General features: G+C 61.7%; 25 protein-coding genes and 1 pseudogene. 16 read left to right on the top strand and 10 right to left on the bottom strand.

Annotated features, from left to right (window positions below; translation table 11 throughout):
• Nucleotides 1-15: 15 nt before the first annotated feature.
• From AC1DNF_RS30845 to AC1DNF_RS30835, 3 genes are read left to right on the top strand one after another with little or no spacing between them, the layout of a single operon-like run.
• On the top strand, nucleotides 16-2,064 hold the full coding sequence (locus tag AC1DNF_RS30845; RefSeq protein ID WP_478152469.1) for a molybdopterin-containing oxidoreductase family protein: 2,049 nt from the start codon (nucleotides 16-18) through the stop codon (nucleotides 2,062-2,064).
• Nucleotides 2,061-3,212, top strand: a complete 1,152-nt coding sequence (locus tag AC1DNF_RS30840) for an aminopeptidase (RefSeq protein ID WP_478152468.1) — start codon at nucleotides 2,061-2,063, stop codon at nucleotides 3,210-3,212. Before AC1DNF_RS30845 ends, AC1DNF_RS30840 begins: the two co-directional genes overlap by 4 nt.
• Nucleotides 3,205-3,543 (top strand): polyhydroxyalkanoic acid system family protein, encoded by a 339-nt coding sequence (locus AC1DNF_RS30835; RefSeq protein ID WP_478152467.1) that lies wholly within the window; start codon nucleotides 3,205-3,207, stop codon nucleotides 3,541-3,543. The genes AC1DNF_RS30840 and AC1DNF_RS30835 overlap by 8 nt, the downstream gene beginning before the upstream one ends.
• A gap of 3 nt (nucleotides 3,544-3,546) precedes the next feature.
• Here AC1DNF_RS30835 and AC1DNF_RS30830 read toward each other — a convergent pair whose 3' ends face one another.
• The 9 genes from AC1DNF_RS30830 to AC1DNF_RS30790 all read right to left on the bottom strand — a co-directional run bounded on the left by AC1DNF_RS30830 (nucleotide 3,547) and on the right by AC1DNF_RS30790 (nucleotide 11,980).
• Entirely contained in the window at nucleotides 3,547-3,810 is a 264-nt protein-coding gene (locus AC1DNF_RS30830) for an acyl-CoA-binding protein (RefSeq protein ID WP_478152466.1), read from the bottom strand.
• Nucleotides 3,811-3,913: 103 nt separating this feature from the next.
• Nucleotides 3,914-4,963 carry a site-specific integrase gene (locus AC1DNF_RS30825; RefSeq protein WP_478152465.1) on the bottom strand — a complete coding sequence of 350 codons (1,050 nt, stop codon included), beginning with the start codon at nucleotides 4,961-4,963 and terminating at the stop codon, nucleotides 3,914-3,916.
• 729 nt (nucleotides 4,964-5,692) lie between these two features.
• Entirely contained in the window at nucleotides 5,693-6,523 is an 831-nt protein-coding gene (locus AC1DNF_RS30820) for a hypothetical protein (protein ID WP_478152480.1), read from the bottom strand.
• A gap of 20 nt (nucleotides 6,524-6,543) precedes the next feature.
• Nucleotides 6,544-7,218 carry a TetR/AcrR family transcriptional regulator gene (locus AC1DNF_RS30815; RefSeq protein WP_478152464.1) on the bottom strand — a complete coding sequence of 225 codons (675 nt, stop codon included), beginning with the start codon at nucleotides 7,216-7,218 and terminating at the stop codon, nucleotides 6,544-6,546.
• Between the two features lie 110 nt (nucleotides 7,219-7,328).
• Entirely contained in the window at nucleotides 7,329-7,817 is a 489-nt protein-coding gene (locus AC1DNF_RS30810; protein WP_478152463.1) for a phasin family protein, read from the bottom strand.
• A gap of 74 nt (nucleotides 7,818-7,891) precedes the next feature.
• On the bottom strand, nucleotides 7,892-9,799 hold the full coding sequence (locus AC1DNF_RS30805; RefSeq protein ID WP_478152462.1) for an ArnT family glycosyltransferase: 1,908 nt from the start codon (nucleotides 9,797-9,799) through the stop codon (nucleotides 7,892-7,894).
• A gap of 71 nt (nucleotides 9,800-9,870) precedes the next feature.
• Complete coding sequence (locus AC1DNF_RS30800) at nucleotides 9,871-10,470, bottom strand: hypothetical protein (RefSeq protein WP_478152461.1); 600 nt, start codon at nucleotides 10,468-10,470, stop codon at nucleotides 9,871-9,873.
• Nucleotides 10,467-10,877 carry a GtrA family protein gene (locus tag AC1DNF_RS30795; RefSeq protein WP_478152460.1) on the bottom strand — a complete coding sequence of 137 codons (411 nt, stop codon included), beginning with the start codon at nucleotides 10,875-10,877 and terminating at the stop codon, nucleotides 10,467-10,469. Before AC1DNF_RS30795 ends, AC1DNF_RS30800 begins: the two co-directional genes overlap by 4 nt.
• Entirely contained in the window at nucleotides 10,874-11,980 is a 1,107-nt protein-coding gene (locus AC1DNF_RS30790) for a glycosyltransferase (RefSeq protein ID WP_478152459.1), read from the bottom strand. The genes AC1DNF_RS30795 and AC1DNF_RS30790 overlap by 4 nt, the downstream gene beginning before the upstream one ends.
• A 14-nt stretch (nucleotides 11,981-11,994) precedes the next feature.
• Between AC1DNF_RS30790 and rfbB the strand changes: the two genes are divergently transcribed.
• The 13 genes from rfbB (at nucleotide 11,995) to AC1DNF_RS30725 (ending at nucleotide 26,344) form a co-directional block, all read left to right on the top strand.
• Complete coding sequence (rfbB, locus tag AC1DNF_RS30785; protein WP_478152458.1) at nucleotides 11,995-13,074, top strand: dTDP-glucose 4,6-dehydratase; 1,080 nt, start codon at nucleotides 11,995-11,997, stop codon at nucleotides 13,072-13,074.
• Complete coding sequence (gene rfbD, locus AC1DNF_RS30780; protein WP_478152457.1) at nucleotides 13,071-13,961, top strand: dTDP-4-dehydrorhamnose reductase; 891 nt, start codon at nucleotides 13,071-13,073, stop codon at nucleotides 13,959-13,961. Before rfbB ends, rfbD begins: the two co-directional genes overlap by 4 nt.
• Before the next feature lie 20 nt (nucleotides 13,962-13,981).
• Nucleotides 13,982-14,869: a glucose-1-phosphate thymidylyltransferase RfbA gene (rfbA, locus tag AC1DNF_RS30775; protein ID WP_478152456.1), complete on the top strand. Its 888-nt coding sequence runs from the start codon at nucleotides 13,982-13,984 to the stop codon at nucleotides 14,867-14,869.
• Nucleotides 14,866-15,414 (top strand): dTDP-4-dehydrorhamnose 3,5-epimerase, encoded by a 549-nt coding sequence (gene rfbC, locus AC1DNF_RS30770; RefSeq protein WP_478152455.1) that lies wholly within the window; start codon nucleotides 14,866-14,868, stop codon nucleotides 15,412-15,414. The genes rfbA and rfbC overlap by 4 nt, the downstream gene beginning before the upstream one ends.
• Before the next feature lie 76 nt (nucleotides 15,415-15,490).
• Nucleotides 15,491-16,573, top strand: coding sequence for a CDP-glucose 4,6-dehydratase (rfbG, locus tag AC1DNF_RS30765; RefSeq protein ID WP_478152454.1), 1,083 nt, complete (start codon nucleotides 15,491-15,493; stop codon nucleotides 16,571-16,573).
• Nucleotides 16,570-17,400 (top strand): NAD-dependent epimerase/dehydratase family protein, encoded by an 831-nt coding sequence (locus AC1DNF_RS30760; protein ID WP_478152453.1) that lies wholly within the window; start codon nucleotides 16,570-16,572, stop codon nucleotides 17,398-17,400. Before rfbG ends, AC1DNF_RS30760 begins: the two co-directional genes overlap by 4 nt.
• Entirely contained in the window at nucleotides 17,397-18,377 is a 981-nt protein-coding gene (locus tag AC1DNF_RS30755) for a glycosyltransferase family 2 protein (protein ID WP_478152452.1), read from the top strand. The genes AC1DNF_RS30760 and AC1DNF_RS30755 overlap by 4 nt, the downstream gene beginning before the upstream one ends.
• Nucleotides 18,378-18,389: 12 nt before the next feature.
• Nucleotides 18,390-19,163 (top strand): glucose-1-phosphate cytidylyltransferase, encoded by a 774-nt coding sequence (rfbF, locus tag AC1DNF_RS30750; protein WP_478152451.1) that lies wholly within the window; start codon nucleotides 18,390-18,392, stop codon nucleotides 19,161-19,163.
• Nucleotides 19,150-19,902, top strand: coding sequence for a class I SAM-dependent methyltransferase (locus tag AC1DNF_RS30745; protein WP_478152450.1), 753 nt, complete (start codon nucleotides 19,150-19,152; stop codon nucleotides 19,900-19,902). The genes rfbF and AC1DNF_RS30745 overlap by 14 nt, the downstream gene beginning before the upstream one ends.
• Nucleotides 19,899-20,291, top strand: coding sequence for a GtrA family protein (locus AC1DNF_RS30740; protein ID WP_478152449.1), 393 nt, complete (start codon nucleotides 19,899-19,901; stop codon nucleotides 20,289-20,291). The genes AC1DNF_RS30745 and AC1DNF_RS30740 overlap by 4 nt, the downstream gene beginning before the upstream one ends.
• Nucleotides 20,292-20,352: 61 nt before the next feature.
• Nucleotides 20,353-21,990, top strand: a complete 1,638-nt coding sequence (locus tag AC1DNF_RS30735; protein WP_478152448.1) for a hypothetical protein — start codon at nucleotides 20,353-20,355, stop codon at nucleotides 21,988-21,990.
• 62 nt (nucleotides 21,991-22,052) lie between these two features.
• Entirely contained in the window at nucleotides 22,053-24,128 is a 2,076-nt protein-coding gene (locus AC1DNF_RS30730; RefSeq protein ID WP_478152447.1) for a DUF7024 domain-containing protein, read from the top strand.
• A 2-nt stretch (nucleotides 24,129-24,130) separates the two neighbouring features.
• Nucleotides 24,131-26,344: a hypothetical protein gene (locus AC1DNF_RS30725; protein WP_478152446.1), complete on the top strand. Its 2,214-nt coding sequence runs from the start codon at nucleotides 24,131-24,133 to the stop codon at nucleotides 26,342-26,344.
• Between the two features lie 186 nt (nucleotides 26,345-26,530).
• Here the strand turns inward: AC1DNF_RS30725 and AC1DNF_RS30720 are convergent.
• Nucleotides 26,531-26,722: pseudogene (locus tag AC1DNF_RS30720) on the bottom strand (IS1634 family transposase); the annotation flags it as partial.

The following is a 26,722-nucleotide window of genomic DNA, read 5'->3' as shown; positions in this document are numbered from 1 at the left end:
CACCGTTGAGACAACATGACTCCCCCTATCCAAGTGCGCGGCGCCTGCCCGCACGACTGCCCCGATACCTGCGCGCTGGTGACGACCGTGCAGGATGGCGTCGCCATCAAGCTGCAGGGCAACTCCGAGCATCGGCACACGGGCGGCGTGCTGTGCACAAAGGTCTCGCGCTACATCGAGCGCAACGACCATCCCGAACGCCTGGTCCAGCCGTTGAAGCGCTCGGGCCCCAAGGGCAGTGGCCGCTTCGAACCGGTCACATGGGAGAAGGCGCTCGACGACATAGCCCAGCGCCTGCAAGCCGTCAAAGGTAACAATCCGGAAAAGATTGTGCCTTACAGTTACGCGGGAACAATGGGTCTTGTCCAGGGCGAATCGATGGACCGTCGTTTTTTTCACAAGCTCGGCGCATCGCTCCTGGACCGAACGATCTGCTCGACGGCGGGCGGTGAGGCCTTAAGTTTTACTCTGGGCGGCAAGGTCGGCATGCGGGTGGAGTTCTTCGCCGAAGCCAGACTGATCCTGATCTGGGGCAGCAACTCGATCGCGAGCAACCTGCATTTCTGGCGCCATGCCCAGGCCGCGAAGCGCGCCGGCGCCCGTCTCGTATGCATCGACCCGCGCAAGACGGAGACCGCGGACAAGTGCGACGAACATGTGGCGCTGCTTCCGGGCACCGATGCCGCGCTGGCCTTCGCGCTGATGCACGAGCTGATCGCGAACGATTGGCTCGACCATGACTACCTCGAACGCCACACGCTCGGTTGGGCGCAGTTGCGCGAGCGCGCATTGCAATGGCCGCCCTCGCGCGCCGCCGCCGTCTGCGGCGTGCCGGAGGCGCAGATCGTCGCGTTGGCTCGCGCCTACGGCACCACGAAGCCGGCGGCGATCCGCCTGAACTACGGCATGCAGCGCGTCCATGGCGGCGGCAACGCGGCGCGTGCGATCGCCTGTCTGCCTGCCTTGGTCGGCGCATGGCGGCAGCGCGCCGGCGGCCTGCTGCTGAGCAGCTCCGGCCTGTTCCCGGTGGACCGCGCGGCCCTGCAGCGGCCGGACCTGCTGGCCGGCCGGAACCCGCGCACGATCAACATGAGCACCATCGGCGACGCGCTGCTCGACACCGCGAATCCGATCGAGGCCCTGGTCGTCTACAACAGCAACCCGGTGGCCGTCGCACCCGACTCCGGCAGGGTGGTCGCGGGCTTCGCGCGCGAAGACCTGTTCACCGTGGTGCTCGAGCAGTTCCAGACCGACACCGCCGACTATGCCGACTACGTGCTGCCCGCCACCACGCAACTCGAACACTGGGACATCCATACGAGCTACGGGCACACCGACGTGCTGCTCAACCGGCCGGCGGTCGCGCCGCGCGGGCAGGCGCGCAGCAACGCGTGGGTGTTTCGCGAACTGGCCCGGCGCATGGGCTTCGACGAGCCCTGCTTCTCGGACGATGACGAAGCCCTGTGCCGCAGCGCCTTCGCGCCCGGTGCGATCGACTTCGAGGAACTGCAGGCGCAGGGCTTCACCAGTCTGAAGCTGCCCGATGCCCCCTACGCGGAAGGCAACTTCCCGACGCCTTCGGGCCGCTGCGAGTTCTTCAGTACGCGGCTCGCCGCGCAGGGTCAGGACGGCCTGCCTGACCACGTGCCCAACCATGAGCCGACCGGCAGCTCCGAGGAGTTTCCGCTGGCGATGATCTCGCCGCCCGCTCGCAACTTCCTGAACTCGACCTTCGTCAACGTGCGCAGCCTGCGCGCGATCGAAGGCGAGCCGCTGCTCGAAATCAACGAAGCCGATGCCGCGGCGCGCGGCATCCGTGACGGCGCCACCGTGCGCGTGTTCAACCGGCGCGGCGAGCACCGCTGCCGCGCCGAGGTTTCGGCCCGCGCCAGGCCGGGCGTGGTGCATGGCATGGGCATCTGGTGGCGCAAGCTCGGCCTCGACGGCACCAACGTCAACCAGCTCACGAGCCAGCGGCTGACCGACATCGGCCGCGGGCCGACCTTCTACGATTGCCTGGTGCAAGTCGAGCCCGCCGTCGAAAGCACGGCCGCCGCATCATGAGACATCGCCGCCGCGCCATCGTGGCCGCCGTCTCGGCGCTGGCGGTAGCGGCCTTGCTGGGCGGTTGCGCCGATCTTGGGTATTACTGGCAGTCCGCCAGCGGCCATATCGACCTGATGCGCGCGGCCAAACCGGTGCCGCAATGGCTGCAGGACCCGAACGCGCCCGCCGCGCTCAAGGCCAAGCTCGAACTCGCCCAGCGCATCCGTCGCTTCGCCGTGACCGAACTCGACCTGCCCGACAACCCGAGCTATACCGCCTACGCCGACCTGCACCGTGCCGCCGCGATCTGGAACGTGGTGGCCGCGCCCCCGTATTCGCTGACCCTCGAGACCTGGTGCTTCCCGATCGCGGGCTGCGTCGGCTACCGCGGCTACTACGACGAGGCAGGCGCGCAGGCTGAAGCCGAAGCGCAGAAGGCGCACGGCCTGGAGAGCGCCGTCTACCCCGTCCCCGCGTACTCGACGCTGGGCTGGCTCAACTGGGCGGGCGGCGATCCGCTGCTCTCCACCTTCATCGGCTACCCCGAGGGAGAACTGGCCCGCATCATCTTTCACGAGCTTGCGCACCAGGTGCTCTACGTTCCCGGCGACACGGTCTTCAATGAGTCCTACGCGACCGCCGTCGAGCGCATCGGCGGCGCGCGCTGGCTGCGGACCCAGGCGAGCGAGGCGGCGCGCGAGGAATACATCCAGTTCGACAAGCGGCGCAGGCAGTTCCGCGCGCTCATGGTCCAGACGCGTGGCGCGCTGTCGGCTGTCTATGCGTCGAAGCAGGCCCAGGCCAAGGACTGGCCGGCGGTCGAGGCGATGAAGAACGCGGCCATGGATGACTTCCGCAGCCGCTATGCCACCTTGCGCGCGAGTTGGAGCGGCCCGCGCCAGGGCGCCTACGACGCCTGGGTCGCGCGCGCCAACAACGCCACCTTCGGCGCCCAGGCCGCCTATGACGATCTCGTGCCCGATTTCGAGGCCTTGTTCGAGCGCGAGGGCGAGAACTGGCCGCGCTTCTATGCGGCCGTCAAGCGACTGGCCGACCTGCCCCAGGCCGAGCGGGTGCGAGCGCTGAAGGCCGAGGCGGCGCCGACCACGGCCGGCGCGCCAACCCAAGAGCCCAGAACCAACAACAACGGAGATCGCGGTGCCTGACATCCAAATCGAACGCAAGCACACCCTGGGGCTGCCGGCCGCGCGCGAGGTCGCGCGCCAATGGGTGCAACAGGTGGAGCAGGACTATGGCCTGGAATGCAGCTACGCCGAGGGCGAAGCCGGCGATGTGGGCAGGTTCACGCGGCCCGGCATCGACGGCAGCGTGGAGGTCACGTCCGACAGCTTCAGGCTGGAGGCCACGCTGGGCTTTCTCTTCGCCAGCTTCGGTGAGCAGATCCAGCAGCGCCTGAACAAGAAGCTCGATGCCCTGCTGGGTGGCACCAGCGCCGCCGAAGACGACGACGCCTACAACGACAAGGACTGGCGCTGAGCCTCAGCGCAGCGACTCGATCAGGTCGATGTATTGCTGCTTGGCCTCGTCGGCGCCCAGGCCCTTGCGCGCGGTCCATGCGTCCCACTTGGCGCGAGCGACGAAGTCGCTGAAGCTGGGCTTCTTTTCGGCGTTGTCACCCAGGGTCGCCTGCTTGAACAGTCCGTAGATCTTCAGCAGCGTCGGGTTGTCCGGGCGCTCGGCGAGCAGCTTGGAGTTGGCTTGGGCGGCTTCGAACGAAGATTGCAGATCGGGCGTGGCAGGCATAGGACAAATGAGAGCATCTTAGAAGAATGTCTCCAAATCGAAACCAAGATCCCTTTCGACCTTGAGTCGCCACTAAAGCGGGGACGCGCGCGCCAGTAGGAGGTTAGTACCGAGGATACCCATCCTGCCCATCCTGCCCATCCTGCCCATCCTGCTCGTCTGCACGCCGTTCTCGCCCGAGCAGACCTTTTTGTCTTACCGATCGGGCTGCGTCGACCGCAGAGGGAACAGCGCCGCTCTTGCTGAAGCGTGCACGCCCGTAGCTACCTCTGGTGTCGCTGGCGCAGTGGCCCAAGGCCTGACTAACTTGGTCGGCGTCGCCCCATGCCTTTTTGAATTCCGATGCTGCGGCATGACGTAACGAGTAAGCCGTCAGGCGTGGTTTGTGCTTTGGCCATACTCTGTCGCCTGCGTCTCGAATGGCTGTCGAGAAATTCAGCGAACTGCTTACTCGAACTGTCTTGGACCCACCGGATGTCTTGGCGGCCTCGGCAAGAAGAGTCACCAATCTGGATTCGCAAGGTAATTCCCAAGCAAATTGACGCCAAGGTTGACCCGCTCGCTCGGTGACTTTTGCGCCCCTGACAAGAACGATCAACGTATCGTCGGTTATTGCGATCTCGATGCCTCGCTCAAGCTCGGCTGGACGGCAGCCAGTAATGGCCGCAACCGCAACAGCCTCACGGTAATTTGGCATTCGTTCAACGAGCGTTTGTTGCCATGCGATGGGAAGTCGCATGATCCCTTGAGCCTTTGTCTTGCGCTTTCTAGGCTTAAATGGAGTGCCTGTGGGGCACTGGCGGGATACATCAAGCCAGAATTTCATTATGCTAACTGCTTGCACCACCTCGGAGGACATTGGATCGAACGGACTGCGCTCGTTCCAGGTTTCTAGAGCTCTGCCGATCGCGTAGCGTACGTAATGCAAAATCGCTGCCTTTCGCCGTTTCCAAGTGCCGAGGCTCGTGGTTTGCGCGGCATATTTCCAACATCCAGTTGGGTCGTTTGAAAATTTCCTCATGCGCTGAATTTCTTTGATGTATCCGGTAACGGTTGTGCTGCTTGGCTCGGAAATACCTTTTGCCTTGCGCCGCTCAATGTCCGCTACTTGCCATTCTTGCGCTTCACGCACGATGTCCTGCTTAGATCTCATTTCTTGGCCTTCTGCCACAGCGTTTCGAAAATGCCGTCCTACGGGTCCGGTTCTCTGGGGCCCCAGAGAACCTCTACGCGCAGTCTTACATAGACGCTCGATTTCTTGAGATTTTTTGGAGTTGAACCTAAGTAGTAGTGATAGCCCGTTCAGGGTGTGACCTGAGGCGACGGGGCGCGAGGTCTGAGATTGCGTCAGAGTGAGCTCATTCCGGTCGTGATCGAAATGAAGATAAAGAATCGGTGAGCCCAGCGTGACTGCTCCATAAGAAAGAGGTGAAGCGGGGAAGGAAGGAGATTCAAACCTGTCATTGCAAGGCGAAACTGGTGGCGAGCACTCCGTACTGGGGTAAGCGCATCCGATTCTCATTAAAAATCTGACGAGAGTGCGTTTGTTTTTTGACAAGACTCATGCACGGCATTGGCCGGCGTCAACTGTCGTGCGGGGTCAAGCTCAATTGCCGCTAACCACAGCATTGACGATTCCGGCTCTTGGAGGATTTGCGACGCTCCGTGCCCAAGTATTTCAATGAAATTGTTTATATTGCGAAGCTCAGGCGGCGTACGCGCGCATTTCTTGAGGGAATGAGTGCCAGAAATTGGTTGAGGCGTGCATGCACGCTTAAAATCCTGGGTCCGCAATCGGTTAGATGCCCTGAATTCTGATGAAATCCAGTAACCCCTTTGGGCCGCTTAAGTGATCATCAGGCTGCTATTAACACGGAATGATTTAATCCGAGAGGCCGGCGCGTGCCAATTCCACATCGAGCCGCTCCCGGGCGTCGGCCGGTTCCAGCGCCGCCGCTTTTTCGTAGAGCCGCGTGGCTTCTGCCATGCGCGCGTCGCCCTGCAGCATCAGCAGGCCACGTGCGTATTCCATCATCGCGCAGGCCGAATGGGGGTTGAGTTGAATGCCGCGCTCGAACAGCGCGATGGCCGCCTCCGCCCGCACACCGTAAGTCATGCGGCCTACCAGCGCGCCGACCTTGTCGATCACTTCGGCGTGGAATGAGGCGAGCGCGATATGCGCGTCGGCATGGTGCGGCTGCAGCGCGATCACACGCTCCAGCGCACCCTTGACCTTGCTCCCCAGCCCTTGCGCCAGCGCCCGGGCCACGCTGATCCCCTGGCTGTAGTGCGCGAGCGCGTAGGCCTGCCAGTAGAGCGCTTGGCAGTTGTCCGGCTCGGCACCCGATTGCGCGGCGGCGCGCTCGGCCACCAGCCTGAACAGCGCTTGCCGGGCGGCCTCGCGCGGTTCGAGGTAGTTGGCGTAGATGGCCGTCGCCTGGTTGGCCAGCGCCATGCCATCGTGGCCATGCAACAGGCCGATGGTCGCGGCCCTTTCGAAATCACCGTTGTGGTAGCAGGCCCAGCCGTCGGCGAGCGGCCCCGGCACGGGGGGCTGCAGACCTTGGCCGGCGTGCAGCCGTGGCCAGTGCGCCAGCAGATCGGCGGGCTCGAAATGCGGCACATCCGGATAGGGCAGGGGCGTCCACGGCGCTGTGGCGGGTCCCGTCTGGGGCGACAGCAGCGTGAGCGGTTGGAGTTCCGGATGCGGCATGCCGTTGAAGTGTCGGAGTTTCAAACTGTCGCAGCCTGATCTTCGCCTGTGTAAGCGTTACTGAGTGTCAGCAAATGCCCACGCTGTTCGGGCGCGAGGTAGGGCGCCAGCAGGTGCAGCGTGTGATGCGCGCCGCGCAGCAGCGCGCCTTGGGCATGGCCCGGCTCGAGCGCCTCGCGCGGGTTGCGCACGTATTCGTAGCTCAGCCAGTAGGTGAGGACGACCACCATGCTCTGGGCCAGCGGGTCGACCTCGCGGGCGTCGATGTCCAGGTGGCCCGCCTGACTCATGCCGGCAAGCAGGGCGCGAATGGCGCGCGCCTTGTTCTTCAGGACCAGCTGGAACTGCGTTTCCAGGTGCCGGTTCTTGCTCAGAAGGTCGTTCAGGTCGCGGTAGAGGAAGCGGTAGCGCCAGATCAGCTCGAACAGGCTGTGCATGAAGAACCATGCGTCCTCGACGTCGTGCACGCCTTCGCTCGCATGCAGCAGCTCGTTGAGCGAGGACTCGTAGCCTTCGTAGAGCCGGTTGATCAGCTCGTCCTTGGCGGGGTAGTGGTAGTAGAGATTGCCGGGGCTGATGCCGAGTTCGCCCGCGATCAGTGTCGTCGACACGTTCGGTTCCCCGAACCGGTTGAACAGGTCAAGGGCGGCTTCGAGGATGCGTTGCGCAGTGCGGCGTGGCGCCTTCTTGGCCATGACATGACCCCGTATTTGTCTCGTGCGGGGACTCTAGCATCATGTGGCTGGCGCCAGCCACCAGGCTTTCCGCACATGGGGTCGGCCGCGCGGGCGCCTTCGGCCCGCGGCTAACGCTCGCGCGGGGGCGCGCGCCGGCGCGAGGGCTTGGCTGCCGCCGCCTCGGCGGGCTTGCGGGCGGCGGTCTTGCGAGCAGGGCGAGGCGTGGCGCCGGCGGTGTCCCTGCTTCGCAGCTGGGCTTCGAGCGCCTCGATCCGGGCCTGCAGTGCCGCCACTTCATGGGCGGTGGGCATGCCCAGCTTTTCGAGCGCGCGCGCGACGCGGTCTTCGAAGATGTTCTCCAGCTTGCCCCAGCCGCCTGCCGCCTTGGTGCCGAATTCGCTGGCGATGCCTGCCATGCGCGCCTGGGCTTGGGCGAGGGTTTCCTCGGCGGCCTGCTGGGTCTTCTTCTGCACGCCGAGGCCGTCCTTCACCAGCGCCTCGAAAGCCTTGCTGCCTTCCTGCTGCATCTTGGCGAAGGCGCCAAGGCCGGCGAGCCAGATCTGCTGGGCGGAGTCCTTGACGCGGTCGGCCGCCTTTTCGTCGTCTTTGCTTGCCATATCGTTTTCCTTGAAATGCGTTGGCAGACTCTAGCCGCGCCGGGCCCGCGCCGTTAGAGGCTGTGGCCTATCGCTCAGTCACTGACCTTGAAGATATTTACCGTACCTGAGAACCACTCCTTCGAGTACGCCCTGCCTGTGACGGAAATCGTCGACTGCGGGTGGGGATCCAGATTGAAAATAGCGCATGGAGTGAATTCATTGTTGCCACGCACCTGATGTATCTTCTTGGAAACGTTCATGACGTTGACGTGCTCGATGTGAATCTTTCCATTCATCTTCTCGTTCAGAAGCACCCATAAAGGATATTCCCAATCATCGCCCCCAATCAGCAAACCGACATCCGTGCATTTCATTCTCGAAATGACGTCCGTCGCTTCCTGGTAAGGAGCTTCCAGTTCACGGCGCTTAGAAAAATACTGATCACTCCGTGAGGCAATGAAGATGCTGCCTTTTCCTTGGATCGGCTTGGTCTGGGAAGAAAGAAGCGACGGCAGGGACGACAGGATCAAGACGATGGCCAAGGCATTGCCGAATCCAAACCTTCGAATCCGCGAAAGCATGAGCCCGAGAAAAGGCGCCCAAAGCACGAAGAGCGGAAGCTGCAGGCGGCTATGCCAAGGCTGCCACTTAAGGTAGGCGCAGAAGATGACAAATGAAGAAAGGATCAGAAACGCATGGGTGGTGACCTTTGGATCGCGTCGCCGGCCAGAAAAATAAACAATCAGCGTTGCTGCAATCAGGAGCAGCTGAACGAAATTTCCTTCATCATCTTCATTGTGGGAGGGCGGTCGAACGTGAAATTCCGTATCCGGCCACGTTGTACGCGGGTCGTTGGTCGAGATTCCCAAATGAGCATGGAGCCTGTAGATGGCTCCTTCCGCGAAAGTGTTAGCTCGCACGGAAGTGGTGCCCAGATGCAGGCCGGCATTGCGCAGCATATTGGATACCACGGCAGAAGGATTGACGATCTGGTTGGTGTAGACGAAGTCCCCTCCCTCGGTGCCCGGACCCAGGGGACTGCCGTACAGCTCGAAATTTCTGGCGTAGTGCCCCGCGTTTGCGATGAGTGCGACCATCAGCGCAAGCCCCACGTGCACGAGTTTCCTACGATCGTCCCGCCTGAACGAGGATACGATCAGCCAAGCCACGAAAGGGAATGCGAACACATACACCGTGCCTTTGGTTAGGAGCCCAAGACCCAGCGCCGATCCAAATCCGAATGAATCGACCCAACTGGTCCTGTTCTTTAGACGAATAGAAAAATAGACGAGGCACACCAGCCAGAAAGCAGCGACATAGTCGGTCTGCGTCGACGTGCTCTGCAGGATGCCCATCGGAATGGTTCCGCATGCGATCGAGGCGAGTATCTGCCCTCGCCTGCTGGCGCCGAGTTCCCTCGCAAGTGCCGATGTTCCAACCAGTGAGCCAATCATGCTGAACCATTGCACAAAATTGGCGAACCGATCATTTCCACTCAGAATCTGGAAATTCAAGATTGCATATTCGGCCCAAGGATTGGAATGCAGCTGCCTGAGAATGGCGGTGGGGTAGAAATCAACGGTCTTATTCTGCATCCAATGAGCGATTCTGCTCATGTGGTAGGTCATTGAATCCCAGGTGTTGGGCGGCGAGGACCAGGCGAACAAGCCCGTCAGCGCGATCAGCGCGGCCAGATAGACCAGCAGCAGCAGGTCAAATCGCGGAAGCCCGCGGCCAGAGGCAATCTCCGATTGCGGATGGCCGACTGCCTGGCGGCGATAGATCATCGCCAGGAGCGCAGCGCAGACAATTGCCCATGCGCATGCCAGCGGCCAGAATTCCAGCGCGTTCAGCGCGCTCAGAGACTCGGTGAGAAGGGTCACCAGACCGCCCCATGAAACCGCGGCGAGCAGCAGCGCCCCCCGCCAATCCATGTCGCTGATTCTTCGAAATGCGAAAGCACTCAGGATCAGACAAACCAGGGGCAGGGTGATGGGCATGATGGGGGAGGGCGTTCGCTTGGATGCGCTCTGCTCTTCACTTCAACAGCGAACGGCGCAATGCTCGACTCTCATTCGCAGGTGTAGTCGATCCGTGGCGGCGCGCTGTGCCTGAAAGGGTCGGTGAGGTCGTCGCTGTACTTCCCCATCAGCAGCCGCTGCTTGGGCAGCAGGTGCCGCCGGAAGAATCGGCTGAAGGTCGCAAGCCGGCTGCCCTTTTCGGTCAGGCGGACGCAGCCATTCTCGATGCGGATCGTGCCCGACTCCAGCTGTTCGGTCAGGCGCACATCCACCAGCCGGTGTTCCTTGAGGTACTCCTCGGTGAAGACCTCGGCGAAGCGGCTCTGCTGAATGCCACCGCCGCGTTGTTGCAGCTTTTCAAGGATGTAGAAGGACAGCGATCGGTCCAGCACCGTGGGCACGGAGATGGCGAGCGCGTAGGCCGCGAGCAGCCAGATCAGGAGCATCTGGAATTTCTCGAAGGCGCCGAAGATGGCGAACGATTTGAGCCGCCAGACCGCCGCGGCCGTGATCGCGGCGGCAAGCACGCCGTCGACAATGGCACTGTAGAACACCACGTTGACGTGCAGGAACGAGATATGCACCCAATAGATGAGGCAGGCGAGGGCAGTGAAGAGAGCGCTTGCGGCGATGAATTGGCGTGTTTTCATGGTTCGGAGAACACCAGCAGTTTGTTGCCGACGTAGCTCAAGAGGGTTTGGAGGCCCGTGGCGACCAGGAAGCCCGCGGTGTAGTTCAGATGAAGGACGTCGGTCCAGACGAACAGCAGCAGGCCGTGAAGGCAGGCAATGATTGCGTACAGCGTCAGGAAGCGCAGTGCCTGCCTCGCCCATGGCGCGCCCTGGCTGCGAAACACGAAGAAGCGGCTGCCGATGAAGGACGCCGCGATTCCGAACCACGCAGCGAGAAAGTTCGCCACCCCTGCCGAAGGTATGCCGAGCACCTTGAGGTTGAAGGTCAGCACGCCGTAGTGGATCGCGGTCGCGACCAGGCCGTTGAGGATGTAGCGCCCGACCTCCGCCATGCGTGGGTCCTTGAGCCTGAGGCGAAGGATCATGCAGCCGCGCCGTGGCTATGCTCGATGGCGTCGATGAAATGGGTGTAGGCCGTCTGCGCCGGAGCACCCGCCTTGCTGACCCCTGTGAGCATGAGGCTCATCAGCGCCAGGGTGCCGGTCTGCAGGAAGACCAGAAGGAGGATACCCAGCGCCACCGAGAACCAGCCCGGCGTCGCATAACCCGATAGCTTGAGAGCGACCGAGGCCACGCCTCCCGCGATGGCAAGAACTCCAACGAACGCCGACGCAATACCGACGCGCACCAGAACATCCTCGGCAAACACCATCACCCCACGAAATCCGTGCAATGCCAACCCGACGAAGTTCATCTTGCTCTTGCCCGCATAGCGAGGGCCGCGGTCGAGCGCGCAAGTGTGAATTCGAAGCCGCGAAGTGAGGACGCAACTGGCCACATGCGTCCAGAGTTCCTGCATTGCGCTCAGCCGCCGGACCGCCGCCGGCTTGAGCGCCATGAAATTGCCGAAGCTGATATTGCGGCCCGTCAGCAGCTTGAACAGACGCTTGTAGACCGCATAGAACGCCTTGAAGCGCAAGGTCTCCACGCGCGTCCGCCGCTGGGCGACGACCAGATCCACGTCTGCCGCTTGCAGCGATTGAAGCAGCTCGGGGATGGAGGCGGGCAGGTCTTCGCCGTCCGAATCCATCACGACGACCTGCTGTGCCGCGCGCATGTGCTCCGCCACATAACTCAGCCCGACGGCGATCGCCCGCTGATGCCCGACATTGCGGCGAAGATGGATGACCGTCCCATTCAAGCCGCAGCCACGCATCTGCTGAATGTCGACAGGCTCGCGCACCGAACCATCATCCACCGCCACTACGTGCACCTGGTCGCCGAAGGTCGCCGAAAGCTCTTGAAAGAGGCGGCTCGAAGCTTCGGCATCCTCGAAGATTGGCGTGATCACCACGAAGGCGGAAGGATGGGTGTTCATTCTTGGAGGGCTGGGATGCAGGGCGAGATTGTGCCGCACGCATATGGCGGACCTTCGCCGGCGACGCGCCCGACGCTGCATAGCGTCTTGAAACATTCCCAAATGGGATAATTCCGCGCTTTCCTGGCCGAAGGCGGCCTTACTCGACAACAGCAGGGGACTCCATGATCCTGGTTACCGGCGGCGCCGGTTTCATCGGCGCCAATTTCGTCCTGGACTGGATGGCACAAGGCGGCGAAGCGGTCGTCAACCTCGACAAGCTGACTTACGCTGGCAACCTTGAAACGCTCGCCTCGCTCGAGGGCAACCCCGGCCATGTGTTCGTGCAGGGCGACATCGGCGACAGCGCCCTGTTCGACCAGCTTCTGGCCCGGCACCAGCCACGAGCGGTGCTCAACTTCGCGGCCGAATCGCATGTGGATCGTTCGATCCACGGCCCTGAGGACTTCGTGCAGACCAACGTGCTCGGCACATTCCGCCTGCTCGAATCCGTGCGGGGCTACTGGAGCGCATTGCCGGCCGAGCAGAAGGCCGCCTTTCGCTTTCTGCATGTGTCGACCGACGAGGTCTATGGTTCGCTGTCGGCGACCGAGCCCGCCTTCACCGAAGAGCACAAGTACGAGCCCAACAGCCCCTATTCGGCGAGCAAGGCCGCGAGCGACCACCTCGTGCGGGCCTGGCATCACACTTACGGCCTGCCGGTGCTGACGACCAACTGCTCGAACAACTACGGCCCCTTCCATTTCCCCGAGAAGCTCATCCCCTTGATGATCGTCAATGCGCTCGCGGGCAAGGCCCTGCCGGTCTACGGCGACGGCATGCAGGTGCGCGACTGGCTCTACGTCAAGGACCACTGCAGTGCCATCCGCCGCGTGCTTGAAGCGGGTCGGCTCGGCGAAACCTACAACGTCGGCGGGTGGAACGAGAAGCCCAACATCGAGATCGTCAACACCGTCTGCGCGCTGCTCGACGAGCTTCGCCCGCGCGCCGACGGCAAGAGCTATCGCAAGCAGATCAGCTACGTCAGCGACCGCCCCGGGCATGACCGCCGCTACGCCATCGACGCGCGCAAGCTCGAGCGCGAACTCGGCTGGAAGCCCGCCGAGACCTTCGACACCGGCATCCGCAAGACCGTCGAGTGGTACCTCGCCAACGGCGAGTGGGTGCGTCATGTGCAAAGCGGCGCCTACCGCGAATGGGTGCAGAAGCACTACGACGGCGCCGCCGCCCGGGTGGTGGCATGAAGCTGTTGCTGCTCGGCAAGGGAGGGCAGGTCGGCTGGGAGCTGCAGCGCAGTCTGGCCCCGCTGGGCGAACTGGTGGCGCTCGACTTCGACAGCACGGATCTGCACGCGGACTTCAGCCGACCCGAGCAACTGGCCGAGACCGTGCGCAAGGTACGGCCGGATGTCGTCGTCAATGCCGCTGCGCATACGGCCGTCGACAAGGCGGAGAGTGAGGTCGAGTTCGCGCGCAAGCTCAATGCCACGGCCCCCGGCGTGGTGGCGCGGGCGGCGCAGCAGATCGGCGCGCTGATGGTCCACTACTCGACCGACTACATCTTCGATGGCAGCGGCAGCAAGCCATGGCGCGAAGACGATCCGACCGGCCCGCTCAGCGTGTACGGCCGCACCAAGCTCGAGGGCGAACAGCTGGTGGCGGCGCATTGCGCGCGGCACCTGATCTTTCGCACGAGCTGGGTGTATGCCGCGCGCGGCGGCAACTTCGCCAAGACCATGTTGCGCCTCGCCCGCGAGCGAGAGCGGCTTACCGTCATCGACGACCAGTTCGGCGCGCCGACCGGCGCCGAGCTGCTCGCCGACGTGACGGCCCATGCCATTCGGGACACGCTGCGCGACGCCGGCAAGGCAGGGCTCTATCACCTGGTGGCCGGCGGCGAGACCACGTGGAATGGCTATGCGCGTTTCGTGATCGAGCAGGCGCTCGCGGCGGGCGCCGAACTCAAGGCGACGCCCGAGACGGTCGACCCCGTGCCGACCCGCGCGTTTCCGACGCCGGCCGCGCGGCCGCACAACTCGCGCCTGGACACCACCAAGCTCCAATCCACTTTCGGGCTCCGTTTGCCCGGCTGGCAGGACGGTGTCGCGCGCATGTTGCGCGAAACGCTCTGACCCACCACAACGAAGAAGACATGACGCAACGCAAAGGCATCATCCTCGCCGGCGGCTCCGGCACGCGGCTGCACCCGGCCACCCTGGCTATGAGCAAGCAGCTGCTGCCGGTGTACGACAAGCCGATGATCTACTACCCGCTGAGCACGCTGATGCTCGGAGGGATGCGTGAGATCCTCATCATCAGCACGCCGCAGGACACGCCGCGCTTCCAGCAACTGCTGGGCGACGGCAGCCAGTGGGGCATCGACCTGCAGTACGCCGTGCAGCCGAGCCCCGACGGCCTGGCACAGGCCTTTCTGATCGGCGAGAAGTTCATCGGCGAAGCGCCGAGTGCGCTTGTGCTCGGCGACAACATCTTCTATGGGCACGATCTGGTTCACCTGCTGTCCCAAGCCGATGCCAAGGAGACAGGCGCCACGGTATTTGCTTATCACGTGCATGACCCGGAGCGCTACGGCGTGGTTGCCTTCGACGCGCAGGGCAAGGCCAGCAGCATCGAGGAAAAGCCGGCGACGCCCAGGAGCAGCTATGCGGTCACGGGCCTCTACTTCTACGACAACGAGGTCATCGAGATCGCGAAAGCCATCAAGCCGAGCGCGCGCGGCGAGCTGGAGATCACGGCGGTCAATCAGGCCTACCTGGATAGCGGCCGGCTCAACGTGCAGATCATGCAGCGCGGCTACGCGTGGCTGGACACCGGAACGCACGACAGTCTGTTGGAAGCGGGACAGTTCATCGCGACGCTGGAGCATCGGCAGGGGCTCAAGATCGCGTGCCCGGAAGAGGTGGCTTGGCGCAACGGCTTCATCTCGCGGGAGCAGCTCGCAAAGCTTGCGGCCCCTCTCGAAAAGAGCGGGTACGGCAAATACCTGAACCATCTGCTCAATGAAGAGGTGCGGTCGTGAAGGTAACGCCTACCGCGATTCCCGATGTTCTCGTGATCGAGCCCAGGGTGTTCGGCGATGCGCGCGGTTTCTTCTATGAGAGCTTCAATCAGAAGGCGTTCGACGAAGCGGTCGGGCGGCATGTCGACTTCGTGCAGGACAACCATTCGCGATCGGTCAAGGGCGTGTTGCGGGGGCTTCACTATCAGATCCGCCAGCCGCAGGGGAAGCTGGTGCGAGTAGTGCGAGGAGCGGTGTTCGATGTGGCTGTGGATATCCGCAAGGCCTCGCCGAGCTTCGGGCAATGGGTAGGAGTTGAACTCAGTGAGGAGAATTACAAGCAGTTGTGGGTGCCCGAAGGATTTGCACATGGCTTCCTTGTGCTCAGCGAGGCGGCCGACTTCATGTATAAGACCACGGATTACTATGCGCCAGCCCATGAGCGGGCCGTACGGTGGAATGACGTGCGACTCGGTATCCGCTGGCCGGATGCAGGGTTGGCACACATGCTCTCAGAAAAGGATGCGAATGCTTCGTCGCTGGATGGTGCCGAACTGTTCGACTGAGATTGCGCAGTGCGCGTGACGAGCGTTCGGTGCGAAGGTTCACCGTCGCTCGATGCAACCGAATCAAGGAAAAAGAATGACTGATGCGAAAGACTTCGAGGCAGCTCTGCGCGGCCGCAAGGTCTTGGTTACAGGCCACACAGGATTTACCGGTGGGTGGGCCTGCCTCTGGCTGAAAGAGCTTGGCGCGCAGGTCGCCGGCTATTCCTTGGCGCCCGACACCACGCCATCGCTCTTTGCCGCGGCCGAGGTGGACGCGGACCTTTCCGGCACGATCGGCGATATCTGCGAGTACGAGCCCCTGTTGAATGCGATGCAGACCTTCGAGCCCGAACTTGTGTTGCATCTGGCTGCGCAACCGCTTGTGCGGCGCTCCTACCGCGAGCCGCTGTGGACCTTCAATGTCAACGCGCAGGGAACGGCACACGTACTGGAGGCGGCGCGCTCGACACCCAGTGTGCGTGGGGTCGTGTGCGTGACGACCGATAAGGTCTATCTCAACAACGAATGGCCCTGGCCGTATCGCGAGAACGATCCGCTCGGTGGCAAGGACCCTTACAGTGCTTCCAAAGCCGCGGCCGAGATGGTGATTCAAAGTTACGCCGCATCGTATCCCTTTGCCGAAGGCAAGGGCCCCGCCATCGCGACCGCGCGCGGCGGCAACATCATCGGCGGCGGCGACTGGTCGGAAGACCGGCTGATTCCGGACTTCGTGCGCAGTGTCGTGGACGGTACGCAGCTGACGCTGCGCTACCCCGACGCCACGCGTCCGTGGCAGCACGTTCTCGCGCTCGTCCATGGCTATTTGCTGCTGATGTCCAAACTGATCGGGCCGCGGGCGAATGACTTTGCACGCGCATGGAATCTCGGCCCGCAGGATGCCAGGCAGTATTCGGTGCGAGATGTGCTTGAACTGATGAGCAACGAATGGCAGCGTCCACAACTGGAATTCATGAGCAATCCGCTCCCGGAAGCGCGGGCCTTGGCGCTCGACAGTTCCTTCGCGCGCAATTCACTGGGCTGGCAGCCTGCCTGGGATACGCAGCGTGTGGTCCGTGAGACGGCGGCCTGGTACCGCGAATACTACGCTGCGCCACAGAATGCTAGAGCGCTCACGCTCCGACAAATCGACGCCTGGCGCAAGGACATCGCCGCATGATCTATGTGATTGGCGGCCGCGGCAGGCTCGGACGGGCGATCTGCGCGTCCCGTCCTCCTGGCGAAGTCATCGCGCTCGATCGGGTGGTCTATGAAGATTGGTGGCGCGAAGATGCCGCCGAGGCGATCGCCCGTTATTTCAGTGCCGCGGCGCCAGGGTCGACCGTGCTCGTCACGGCTGGTCTGCTCGATCCGAGCCTGCCCGAAGCCGAGCACCGGCGCATCAACTTCGAGCTCCCCGCGCGAGTGATCGAGGGTGCGTGTGGGGCAGGTCTGCGCGTCGTGACGTTCGGGACTGTGATGGAACGGTTAGCGGACCATCCCAATTCGTACATCGCGACCAAGGCCGAACTCGGCCGCTTGGCGACGGAGCGCGCCAACCACGGCGCTCCGGTTACTCACCTTCAGGTCCACACGCTGTACGGCGGTGGGGAGGCTGCCCCCTTCATGTTCCTGGGGCAGATGTGCCGTGCGCTGCGAGCGGGTCGCCCATTCGAAATGTCCCCTGGTCGCCAACTGCGCGAATACCATCACGTCGAAGACGACGTCGCCGCACTGCATGCACTGCTAGGTGCGGATATGACCGGTGTGGTAGCGCTGAGTCATGGATCGCCCTGTACGCTGCGCGAGCTGGCGGTCCATGTGTTCTCTGCCTTGGGGCGGGCCGAACTTCTGCATGTGGGCGCCCGGCCCGAGCCGGCAGCGGACAATTACGCAACTGTGCTGCCGCGCTTGCCGGCACTCGAACATTTCCACTTTCGTCCGGCGTTGCAGGGCGTCACTGCCTATTTGCAGGCTCTCTTGTCAGGACCTCCGCCGCGAGTATGAACAACCCTACTTCCTCGACCGACCGCCGACCACTGGTGTCGATCTCAATTCCCGTCCTCAACGAGGCCGGCAATATCCAGGCGCTGTACGAACGCCTCGTCAGGCTCGCCGATCGCATGACGGATCGGTGCGACCTCGAGTTCGTCTTCACCGACAACCATTCGGACGATGAAACCTGGCCGATGCTGACAAAGATCGCGGCGGTCGACCCGCGAGTGCGCGCGATGCGCTTCTCTCGCAACTTTGGTTTCCAGAGTTCGATCCTCGCCAACTACCTGCATGCGCGCGGGGATGCGGTCATGCAGATCGACGCCGATCTGCAAGACCCCCCGGAAATGCTCGAGCAGTTCTTTGCGCTCTGGCAACAGGGCTACCACGTTGTCTACGGTATTCGCCGCAAGCGGGCGGAGGGCACTCTGCTCAATGTAATTCGCAAGTGCGGCTATTGGGTGATCGACAAGGTCAGCGAACACCCGATTCCACGCGATGTGGGCGATTTCCGGCTTGTGGATCGGGCGGTGATCGAAGCCATCTCGAAGTTCCGGACGGTCAATCCTTACCTGCGCGGCATGATCGCCGGCCTGGGTTTCAACCAGACCGGCATCGCCTACGATCGCGATGCGCGGACCACGGGCGAGAGCAAGTTCAACGTCATGCGGCTCATGCGGCTAGGCCTGACCGCTGTGTTCAATCACTCGACGGTGCCGCTGCGCATGGCGTCGTTTCTGGGCGTTGTCATGTTGTTGGCGAGCCTGCTCGGCGCGTTGTACTACGTGGCTTTGCGGTGGTTGCGCCCCGATCTTCCACCGGGATTCGTGAGCATCCAGCTTCTCGTCCTCTTCGGCATTGGGCTCAATGCTTTTCTGCTAGGCATTATTGGCGAGTACATTTTGAGAATCTACCGAACTCTCCGTTCCGAACCGATCGCAATCGTCGAGCGAAGCCTCAACATGCGGCCGGACGATCTGAAGCTTTAACCAAGAGAGCAAATGAAAGCAGTCATCCTCGCGGGGGGCCTCGGCACGCGCATTGCCGAAGAGTCCGATACCAAGCCCAAGCCTATGGTCGAAGTCGGCGGGCGGCCGCTTCTGTGGCACATCATGAAGATCTACGCGCGTCATGGCATCAACGACTTCGTGATCTGCCTGGGCTACAAGGGCTATGTGATCAAGGAGTTCTTCTTCAACTACTACCGCCACATGTCCGATATGCGCATCGATCTGCGCACTGGCGATCACCAGATCCTCAACAGCCAGGCCGAAGATTGGCGCATCACACTTGTCGACACAGGCGCGGAAACGATGACCGGAGGGCGCCTCAAGCGTGCTGCGAAGTACCTCGACAATGAAACCTTCTGTCTGACCTACGGAGACGGGTTGTCCGACGTCGACATCGGTGCCGAACTGGCGTTCCACCGCAACCATGGCAAGCTCGCCACCGTTCTTGCCGTGCAGCCACCCGGACGTTTCGGCGTACTGAACGTCGATGCATCGCACCGTGTTTCCAGCTTCGAGGAGAAACCCAGCGACGAAATCGGCTGGATCAACGGCGGCTTTTTTGTCCTCGAGCCTTCCGTCATCGACTACGTCGCAGACGACGCGACGTCCTGGGAGCGCGCACCGCTCACGAACCTCGCACGCGACGGCCAACTCGCGGCCTTCCAGCACCACGGCTTCTGGCAGCCTTGCGATACGCTGCGCGACAAGCGTGAACTCGAAAATCTCTGGACCGATGGAAAGGCGCCCTGGCGTGTCTGGGAATGATCGCGGGGCCAAGGTGCCCCCCACCCCTGTTGCGACACCAGTCGATGACAAGACGGGCGCGCCCGTCAAGATCGACTTCGACGATTACTCTGGCGACTACGACGACTTGTTGCACGAAAGCACCAAGCTCTACGCGGAAGATTCTGAGTACTTTGCACGCTACAAGGTTGATCTGATCCACAACGCCGCGCCGCGGCCTGTCACGCGTGTCCTTGAATACGGTTGCGGAACCGGCCGAAACGTTCCTTACCTTCAAGCTGCTTTCCCGGATGCCGAGATCGTGGGTACCGATGTCTCGGCCGCAAGTTTGCGCATCGCGGCGCAGCACAATCCCACCGCGCATTTCGAGGTCGAACGCGAAGGACTCGATCTTGACGCCTTCGATCTCATCTTCGTGGCCAGCGTGTTTCATCACATTCCGGTGGCTGAGCGGCAAGCGGTCATGGTGACGCTCGCGCGACGACTCGCGCCCGGCGGCTCGGTCGACATCTTCGAGCACAACCCGTTCAACCCCGTCACCCGGCGCATTGTGAACAACTGCCCGTTCGATGCGGACGCGGTCCTGCTCAAGCCCGCTGAACTGCGCTCGCTGCTTCGCGGTGCCGGCCTCGATCTCCGACGGCAGACCTATTGCCTGTTCGTTCCCCCCCGGCTGTCCTGGCTGCTCCCCATCGAAAAGCATCTGGGCTGGCTGCCTCTCGGGGGGCAGTATTGGGTTAGTGCAGGCCACTGTCGATGAGGCAGTTTCTCAGCTTCGCCGCAGTTGGGGTATTGAACACTGTCCTCGGCTATGCGGTGATCTATGCGTGCATGTACCTCGCGGGGTTCGGCGCCGTGACGAGTAACGTCGTCGGATATTCAGTCGGCCTGGTCGTGTCGTACGTAATGAATCGGACCTTTACCTTTCGCAGCGTCGCCTCTGCGCCGCGGGAAATTGTTCGCTTCGTGTCGATCTTCCTGTTGGCCTACCTGGCCAACCTCGGTGTGCTCATCTTGCTGATCGACCGCGTCGGCGTGCACGAAGGCGTGGCGCAGATCCCGGCTGGGGTTGTGTACTTCGCCCTTTCTTTTGTGCTGAACAAGTACTACGTGTTCGCAAGTCCGCGAGCGGGCTCGAGCCGCCCTTGATGCGCGGTAAATGGGGGCGCTGGAGGCGTCGAGTCGTATGGTCATGAGGAACAATCGCGAGATGCTTGGCACGTGGGCCGTGTTGCTCCTGCCATGTGGCGCTGTTCTGGCGGCGCTCTGGCTACCCTTCGGTTTCTCGATTACCGGATTGATTGAGGAGTGGGACCTCCTGGGCCTTTTTGTGAAGGATGGGCCCTTCTTCTTCGTCCATCTTGACGGCCCACTCGCGGCGCGCGGCCTGCGTCCGCTTATGCCCTTGAGCTTTGCCATTGCCCATTTGCTGGACCCGGATTCATTCGACGGCTGGCACTGGCTGACGATGGCGGCGCTGCTGCTTAAGGGGGGAGCGATGACCTACTTGGCGAGTCGCGCGACGGGGTCCCGCGCGTGGGGGGTCGTTGCGGGGGTGCTAGTCCTTCTTTATCCGGCCGATACGATGCAGATCTCGTTTCGCAGCATCCACATCAAGGTTGCGCTGGCGTTTTCGCTGGTGGGTTGCGCGCTACTGGTGCGAGCCTTCGATATGCGCAGCGGGCTACGCGCGGTCGGAGTCGCCCTCATGGCCGCCATGCTCTACCTTGTGGGCATTGCCATCTATGAAGTCGCGGTTGCCCTGATCGCGCTGCCGATCGCCGTGCTGTTCGTGCGCCATGGCCTCGGCCGAGGCAGCTGGCTGCGAGCGCGCTTGGTCGGGATGACCTTGGTGTGGGGCGCAACGCCGAGCCTCTATGTGGGTTATGCGGCGTGGATTTCGCACAGAATTTCGAGCTATCAGGCCCAGGTCACGGGTGACGGGAGAAGACTGCTCGCAACAGTCCATGACGCCTTGCCTGAACTCTTCACAGTCGGGAGCGCGCGCGCGCTGGTCATGGGGTGGACCGACGCCGCCCGAATGGTGGCAACGGAATGCGCGAGCTTTCTCTACCTTGGGGCAGCCGTTTGTGTAATCGCGCTCGTCATCCTGCTGACGATTCGTTTCGATCAGCAATGCAACCCGGCGCCGCATCAGATCCATCTGCCCGTATCTTGGGCGACCTTCAGCTTCCTCCCGATGTCGACCGCGCCGGGTGCCGTTCCGCTGCTCGACACCTCACGCAGAGTCGCGAAAGAGCACGCCGTGGTTGTCGCCATCGGCGCGGACGGAATAGCCACAGCGCGACCCGCTGCGGCGGACCATCGGCGACGGCTGCTGACGGGCGACGAGACCATCGACCGGCGTTACCGGCGCATCCTTGCGTCGCGCTCGCCAGGGCCGGTTGGGCGGATGTTCCGCGACGAGTTTGTGGGCGAGAGCTACCGCTGGGGGTTCGGCGACTGGTGGGGTCTGGATGTGCCCCCGCGCGGCGCCGGATGGCGCGAAGCCGAGTGGATCGGCAATGGCTTCTCGCATCGCTCCGCGGCCTGGAAGATGAGTCCGACAGCCGATCTTCGCTTCGAACTTGCTCCGGCCCCAGGCAGCTACATGGCGCGTGCCGAATTCGATCAGATAGCAAGCGATGCAGTCCGAACCAGCATGACCCTGCGCGTGAACGGCCAGCCCTTGCCGTTGCGCTGGGTGTCGCCCTCGGACTTCGAGGCCGAGATGCCCGCCGGCGTTCTGGCGCATGGCTGGAATCAGCTGGGGTTCGTCTCCGACCTTGATGAGAAGGGTCTGGGCCTTTCGGCGCGGCTGGACTGGGTCCCGATCGCGCCACACTAACGGGCGAGGGGCTAGCCTCCTCGGACGTTTTAACAACCAAGACAATTCCTTCGACTTCCCGAATGTTCAATCGAAACAAGAGAATCCTTTGGCTGCTCAATCACCGCACCTTGATGCCGTACGAAGCCCCGTTGATCCAGAGGCTGGGTTTCGAGATATTCATACCCAAGATCTTTCCAAAGTTCGGCTTCCGAAGTGGCGCTGTCGATGCGTCGTACGACGCCTCTCTGACTTTGCCATTGAAGGTTCTTCAGGTACTCAATGAATTCAATTTCTATGAGGATGAGTGGACGCCGGAGATCACCAAGTTGCTCAACCGATACTTTGGCACCGCAATCGTCATTCCGCATGCGCGCCTGACTGCTGAGGCAGTCGAGAATTTCGAAGGCCAACTTATATTTCGGGCATTTGGTCTTAATAACGATAACAACTACACCCGGTTTCTCGAGGACCTGTACGGTCCTCTCGTGCTAAGGAAGATCAAGGGAATCAGAGAGAGATTTTGGTTTGGCGAGAGTTACGACCACCTCCACGAATGTGAAGAACCATTGTTTGTTGAGAGGTCCCTCTTTCTTCCAATCGGAATCCCCGACACTTTCTTTTCAACCGCCAGGCAATGGACTGGCAAAGAGAAGAAGATCTTGTTTGTGTGCCCGAATGCAGTGACTGATTCCTACTATTCGACGATCTATAGGAAGTTCAAAGAGGACTTTGGTGATCTGCCGCACGTCATCGTTGGGACGCAGGACGTGCCCGTTCCCGATCCTCATGTACTCGGATTTGTTTCGGACGAAGAACTCAAGCGACTGTATCTGGAATGCGCCGTGCTCTACTATCACTCCACTGAGATTCGGCACGTTCACTACTCGCCCATCGAAGCGGCGATCAATGGCATGCCCGTTGTCTTCTTCAAGGGTTCTCTGCTCGACCGAATGGGCCAGAATGCGACCAAGGGGCGTGTCTCCACGATCGAAGAAGCGCGCGGCCTCATTGAAAGGATCCTGAGTGACGACAGGGAACTCATCGCGGAGCTGACCGAGGACCAGCAGACGATTGCACGCCAATTCTCTGATGCCTACTGCAGTGTGATGTGGCGTCAGCAGATGGATGAGCGCGGATTTACCGTAGCGCTGAAGAGAGAATCGAAAATGCAGATCGCTTGGAAGGAGACCAAGCGAACACTCATGATGCCGTGGGCGCGGGGGCGCACAAAGGTGAACCCTCATCGCAACGCCATCGAGCCACCCAAAGCCACTCTGACGGCGGCAGAGTCCAAGGCGGAGTTTGGGGCATCGCTCTATGATGGGATTCGATTCAACGCGCCACTGTATCCGGAGTCGATTCACTACGTCACGGGTTTGGGGCCCGCGGAGCAGTGGGGGCGCTGGAGCAACGGCCGCAGCATCATGATCGTGGCAAGGCATCTGCTCCAGGGGCGGTTTCGCTTGTTTGTGCGAGCCGTGGGCTACGGCAAGAATGCGGAGGTTCCGATTCCCGTCAGGATCGGGTCGCAGACCCAGTTTATTCACCTGACACCCGGCATGAATGAGGCGGAAGGCTCATGGCTCCATTTTGATTTGGGGCATTCGACCAACCTCATTGAAATTGCGGTCCCCTATCCGACGAGCCCGGAAAAAGACACACGCTTCATAGGGGTGGGGATGATGGAGGTCCGCGCCGCGGCACCCGTGACCTTGAGCGCCTCCGCAGCGCGAGAGTCGCTCGGATCGTCACTTGCGGATGGCATTGATTTCAGGGCCTCCGGGCTTCCTTCATTTGTGGATGTCGTGGAAGGTTTGGGCGGGGTCGAGGACTGGGGGCGCTGGAGCGTCGGGAAGAGGGTCCGCTTTGAACTGAACCACACGCTCGAAGGTCGGTTCAGGCTGCTGCTCCGGGCTGTCGGTTTTGGTCCGAATATTGGGGCCAATGTGTCGGTGACAGTGGGGGGCCAGACTCGAAACTTGAAAATACCCGGGGCCTTGGCACCAGGGGAAGAAATAGCACAGGAATTTGATTTGGCCGCTCCAACGAACTTCATTGAATTCGAGGTACCCCATCCCACTGTTCCGGAAGGAGATAACAGAACCATTGGGATCGGATTTTTAGGGCTTCGCAGCGCCACGAGCGTACTGTCATAAAGATGGCTGATTCATTCGAAAACAGGGCTCAGGCCGACAATCTGAGGGGCGATGGGAGTCTGGGCCTTCCGGTGCTGATCTTGCCATCTTTGCTCGTTGTCATTCTCGTCTGGTTGCCCTTTGGGACGGCAATGATCGGCTCGATCGAGGAGTGGGGAATGCTTGGCTTGTTCAGCACGCACGGCCCCCTCTTCATCGCGCGTCCGGATGGCCCACTCGCTCTGCATGCGCTTCGCGTGCTGATGCCTTCGTCTTTTGCAGCGGCTTACTCCTTAGATCCGAACTCATTCAATGGGTGGCATGCGTTACAGATAGTCGCGCTGGCGATCAAGGGTGTGGCGTCGACCTACCTCCTCTGGAAGGCGACCGGATCGCGATTTCTGGCCATCGTTATGGGCGTCTTGGTCCTCGTTTATCCGGCGGACACGATGCAGCTCTCATTTCGCAGCTTGCACATCAATTCGTCGACTGCCATCGCGTTGCTCTCCTGCGCCGTCTTCATGCGGGCTCTCGATGAGCCGCGTCGTATCGCAGCTCTTGGCACCTCCACCCTAGCCGCTTTGCTGTTCTTTCTGGCCAGTTGCGTATACGAAGCCGCACTTACACTGGTGCTGGTTCCCTTGTTGCTGCTGCTCACTAGGGAGGGACTGCGGAATTGGCTTGTGCTCCTACGGTCCAGGCTGGGCCTGATCTGCATCTGGTTTGCCGGATCCGGCGCTTACATTGGCTACGCGTGGTGGGCGTCGAAGAAGGTCGCCAGCTACCAGCAGAGCCTTGCAAGTGGTGAAGGCGGAATTTTCGCCATCCTCTCCCGTTCGTTTCCGAAGCTTTTCACTGTGGGTGCGCTGCGCTCCTTGCTAGGCGGATGGTTCGATGCAATGCGGATTCTTTCGACGGCGTACTCGAGCTACTCATATCTTGTTGCTGCGACGTTGGCCGTCGCTGTTCTTGCGTGGGTACTGGTGTCGCGAATCGGCCGCGGACCCGGTGGTCCGAACTCCGATCCGTCCTCGCTCACGAATGCGTCCGCTTTGCGACTGGCCAGTGTCGGCTTCGCACTCATGCTGATGGGGTACGCCCCGTTTCTGCTGTCGCAACCCCATCTGGCCATTAGTCAGCGCACCTTCCTTTGGGCGACGCCCGGTGCTGCCATGGTTTGGGTCGCTCTCCTGGCCTGGCTTGCGCGCAGAACACGTGTTGGCGCATCCTTGGCCGCGATGGCGCTCATTGCGCTGGGCCTGGGCGCGCAGCTATTTCAATTCCATCATTACGTGAAGATCTCCGAAAGCCAACGTGCAATCTTGAGAGCCATTGTCGAGAACTTCGATGGTCATCTTGATGGCAAGACACTTGTGGTGCTGGATGGGACCAATCAAATCGGTCATACCTGGATGTTTTTGGAGGGGCTCTTGCCGCAGGCGCTTAGCTATTTCTACGGTCACGAAATGGGCCCGATCGAAATCTGCCACCAGCCCAGCATGGAATGGCATACCGGAGATAGCCTCGGGCGAAAGGGGACCTGTGCAAGGGATGATCGGGGGTGGATCTTCAGCTACCCGGCGGTGGTCACTGGGCCCGGTTATGTCTCGCCAGCGGTACCTGCGGAGCGGAGAGTGGATGCGCGCAACGCCAAGGTCATTGTCATCGATGCAAACGGTGCCGTGATTTCAGATCCAGCTCTTGATGGCTACAGAGCTGGACTGGACCGGGATCAAGACCCGATTGCATTGCGGTATCGCGGCGTACTGAAAGCTAGGCCGAGGCTGTTCCACTTTGCCATGTTCGAAGACGAGAAGGTGGGGGACTCCTATCGATGGGACTTTGGCGACTATTGGAGCCTTGAAATACCGACCCGAGGATCCGGCTGGCGCGAGGCGGAATGGGAAGTTGGGCGCTTTCACCATAAGGCAGCAGCTTGGAAGACAGCTGAAACCGCAGATCTCTATTTTGAACTCTTGCCGGCGGCCGCTCCGTATCGGCTGCGCGGCAGCTTCGACACATTTGCCCCTGAATCGAAGAAGGAAGACATGAAGATCCGATTGAACGGAAATGACATTAGGCTTCGGTGGATCTCAGCTGATGAGGTCGAAGGCGACGTGCCCTCCACTGATCTGAAGGCCGGGTTGAATGTTGTCCAGATACAGTTGCCTGTCGACATGAAGTACTTCGGACTTTCAACGCGCCTGGACTGGATCGAAATTCAAAGAACGAAATAGTGGCTTGTGGCGCTTGATTGCGCGTGCCGGACAAGACATGATGGCCGCCTATCCAGGCAAGGCCAGGCAAGGCCAGGCAAGGCCAGGCAAGGCCAGGCAAGGCGACATCATGTCTAGGCCGAACTTTGAAGAGTGCTGCACACAAGCCCTTGATTCGTCGAGACATTCTTGAAATGTGCGGGTGCGCTACTGGGAACAGACGGGGTTCACGYCGAGCAGCTTGAAGGCYTTGGCCTGGATGGGCGTGGGGCGGGTGGTGATGACGATCTTGGCGTTGGGGTTGAGGCTGGTGGAGGTGATGTTGTAGGCCACGGTGGCCAGGTCCTGCAGCAGCGTTCGAAAGCTGTGCAGGGGCGCGCGGTCGTCGCCTCGCTTGGT

Source organism: Variovorax sp. 01T432 (assembly GCF_056398605.1).
The sequence above is the reverse complement of the archived record's forward strand: the minus strand, read 5'-3'. Positions and strand labels throughout refer to the sequence as shown.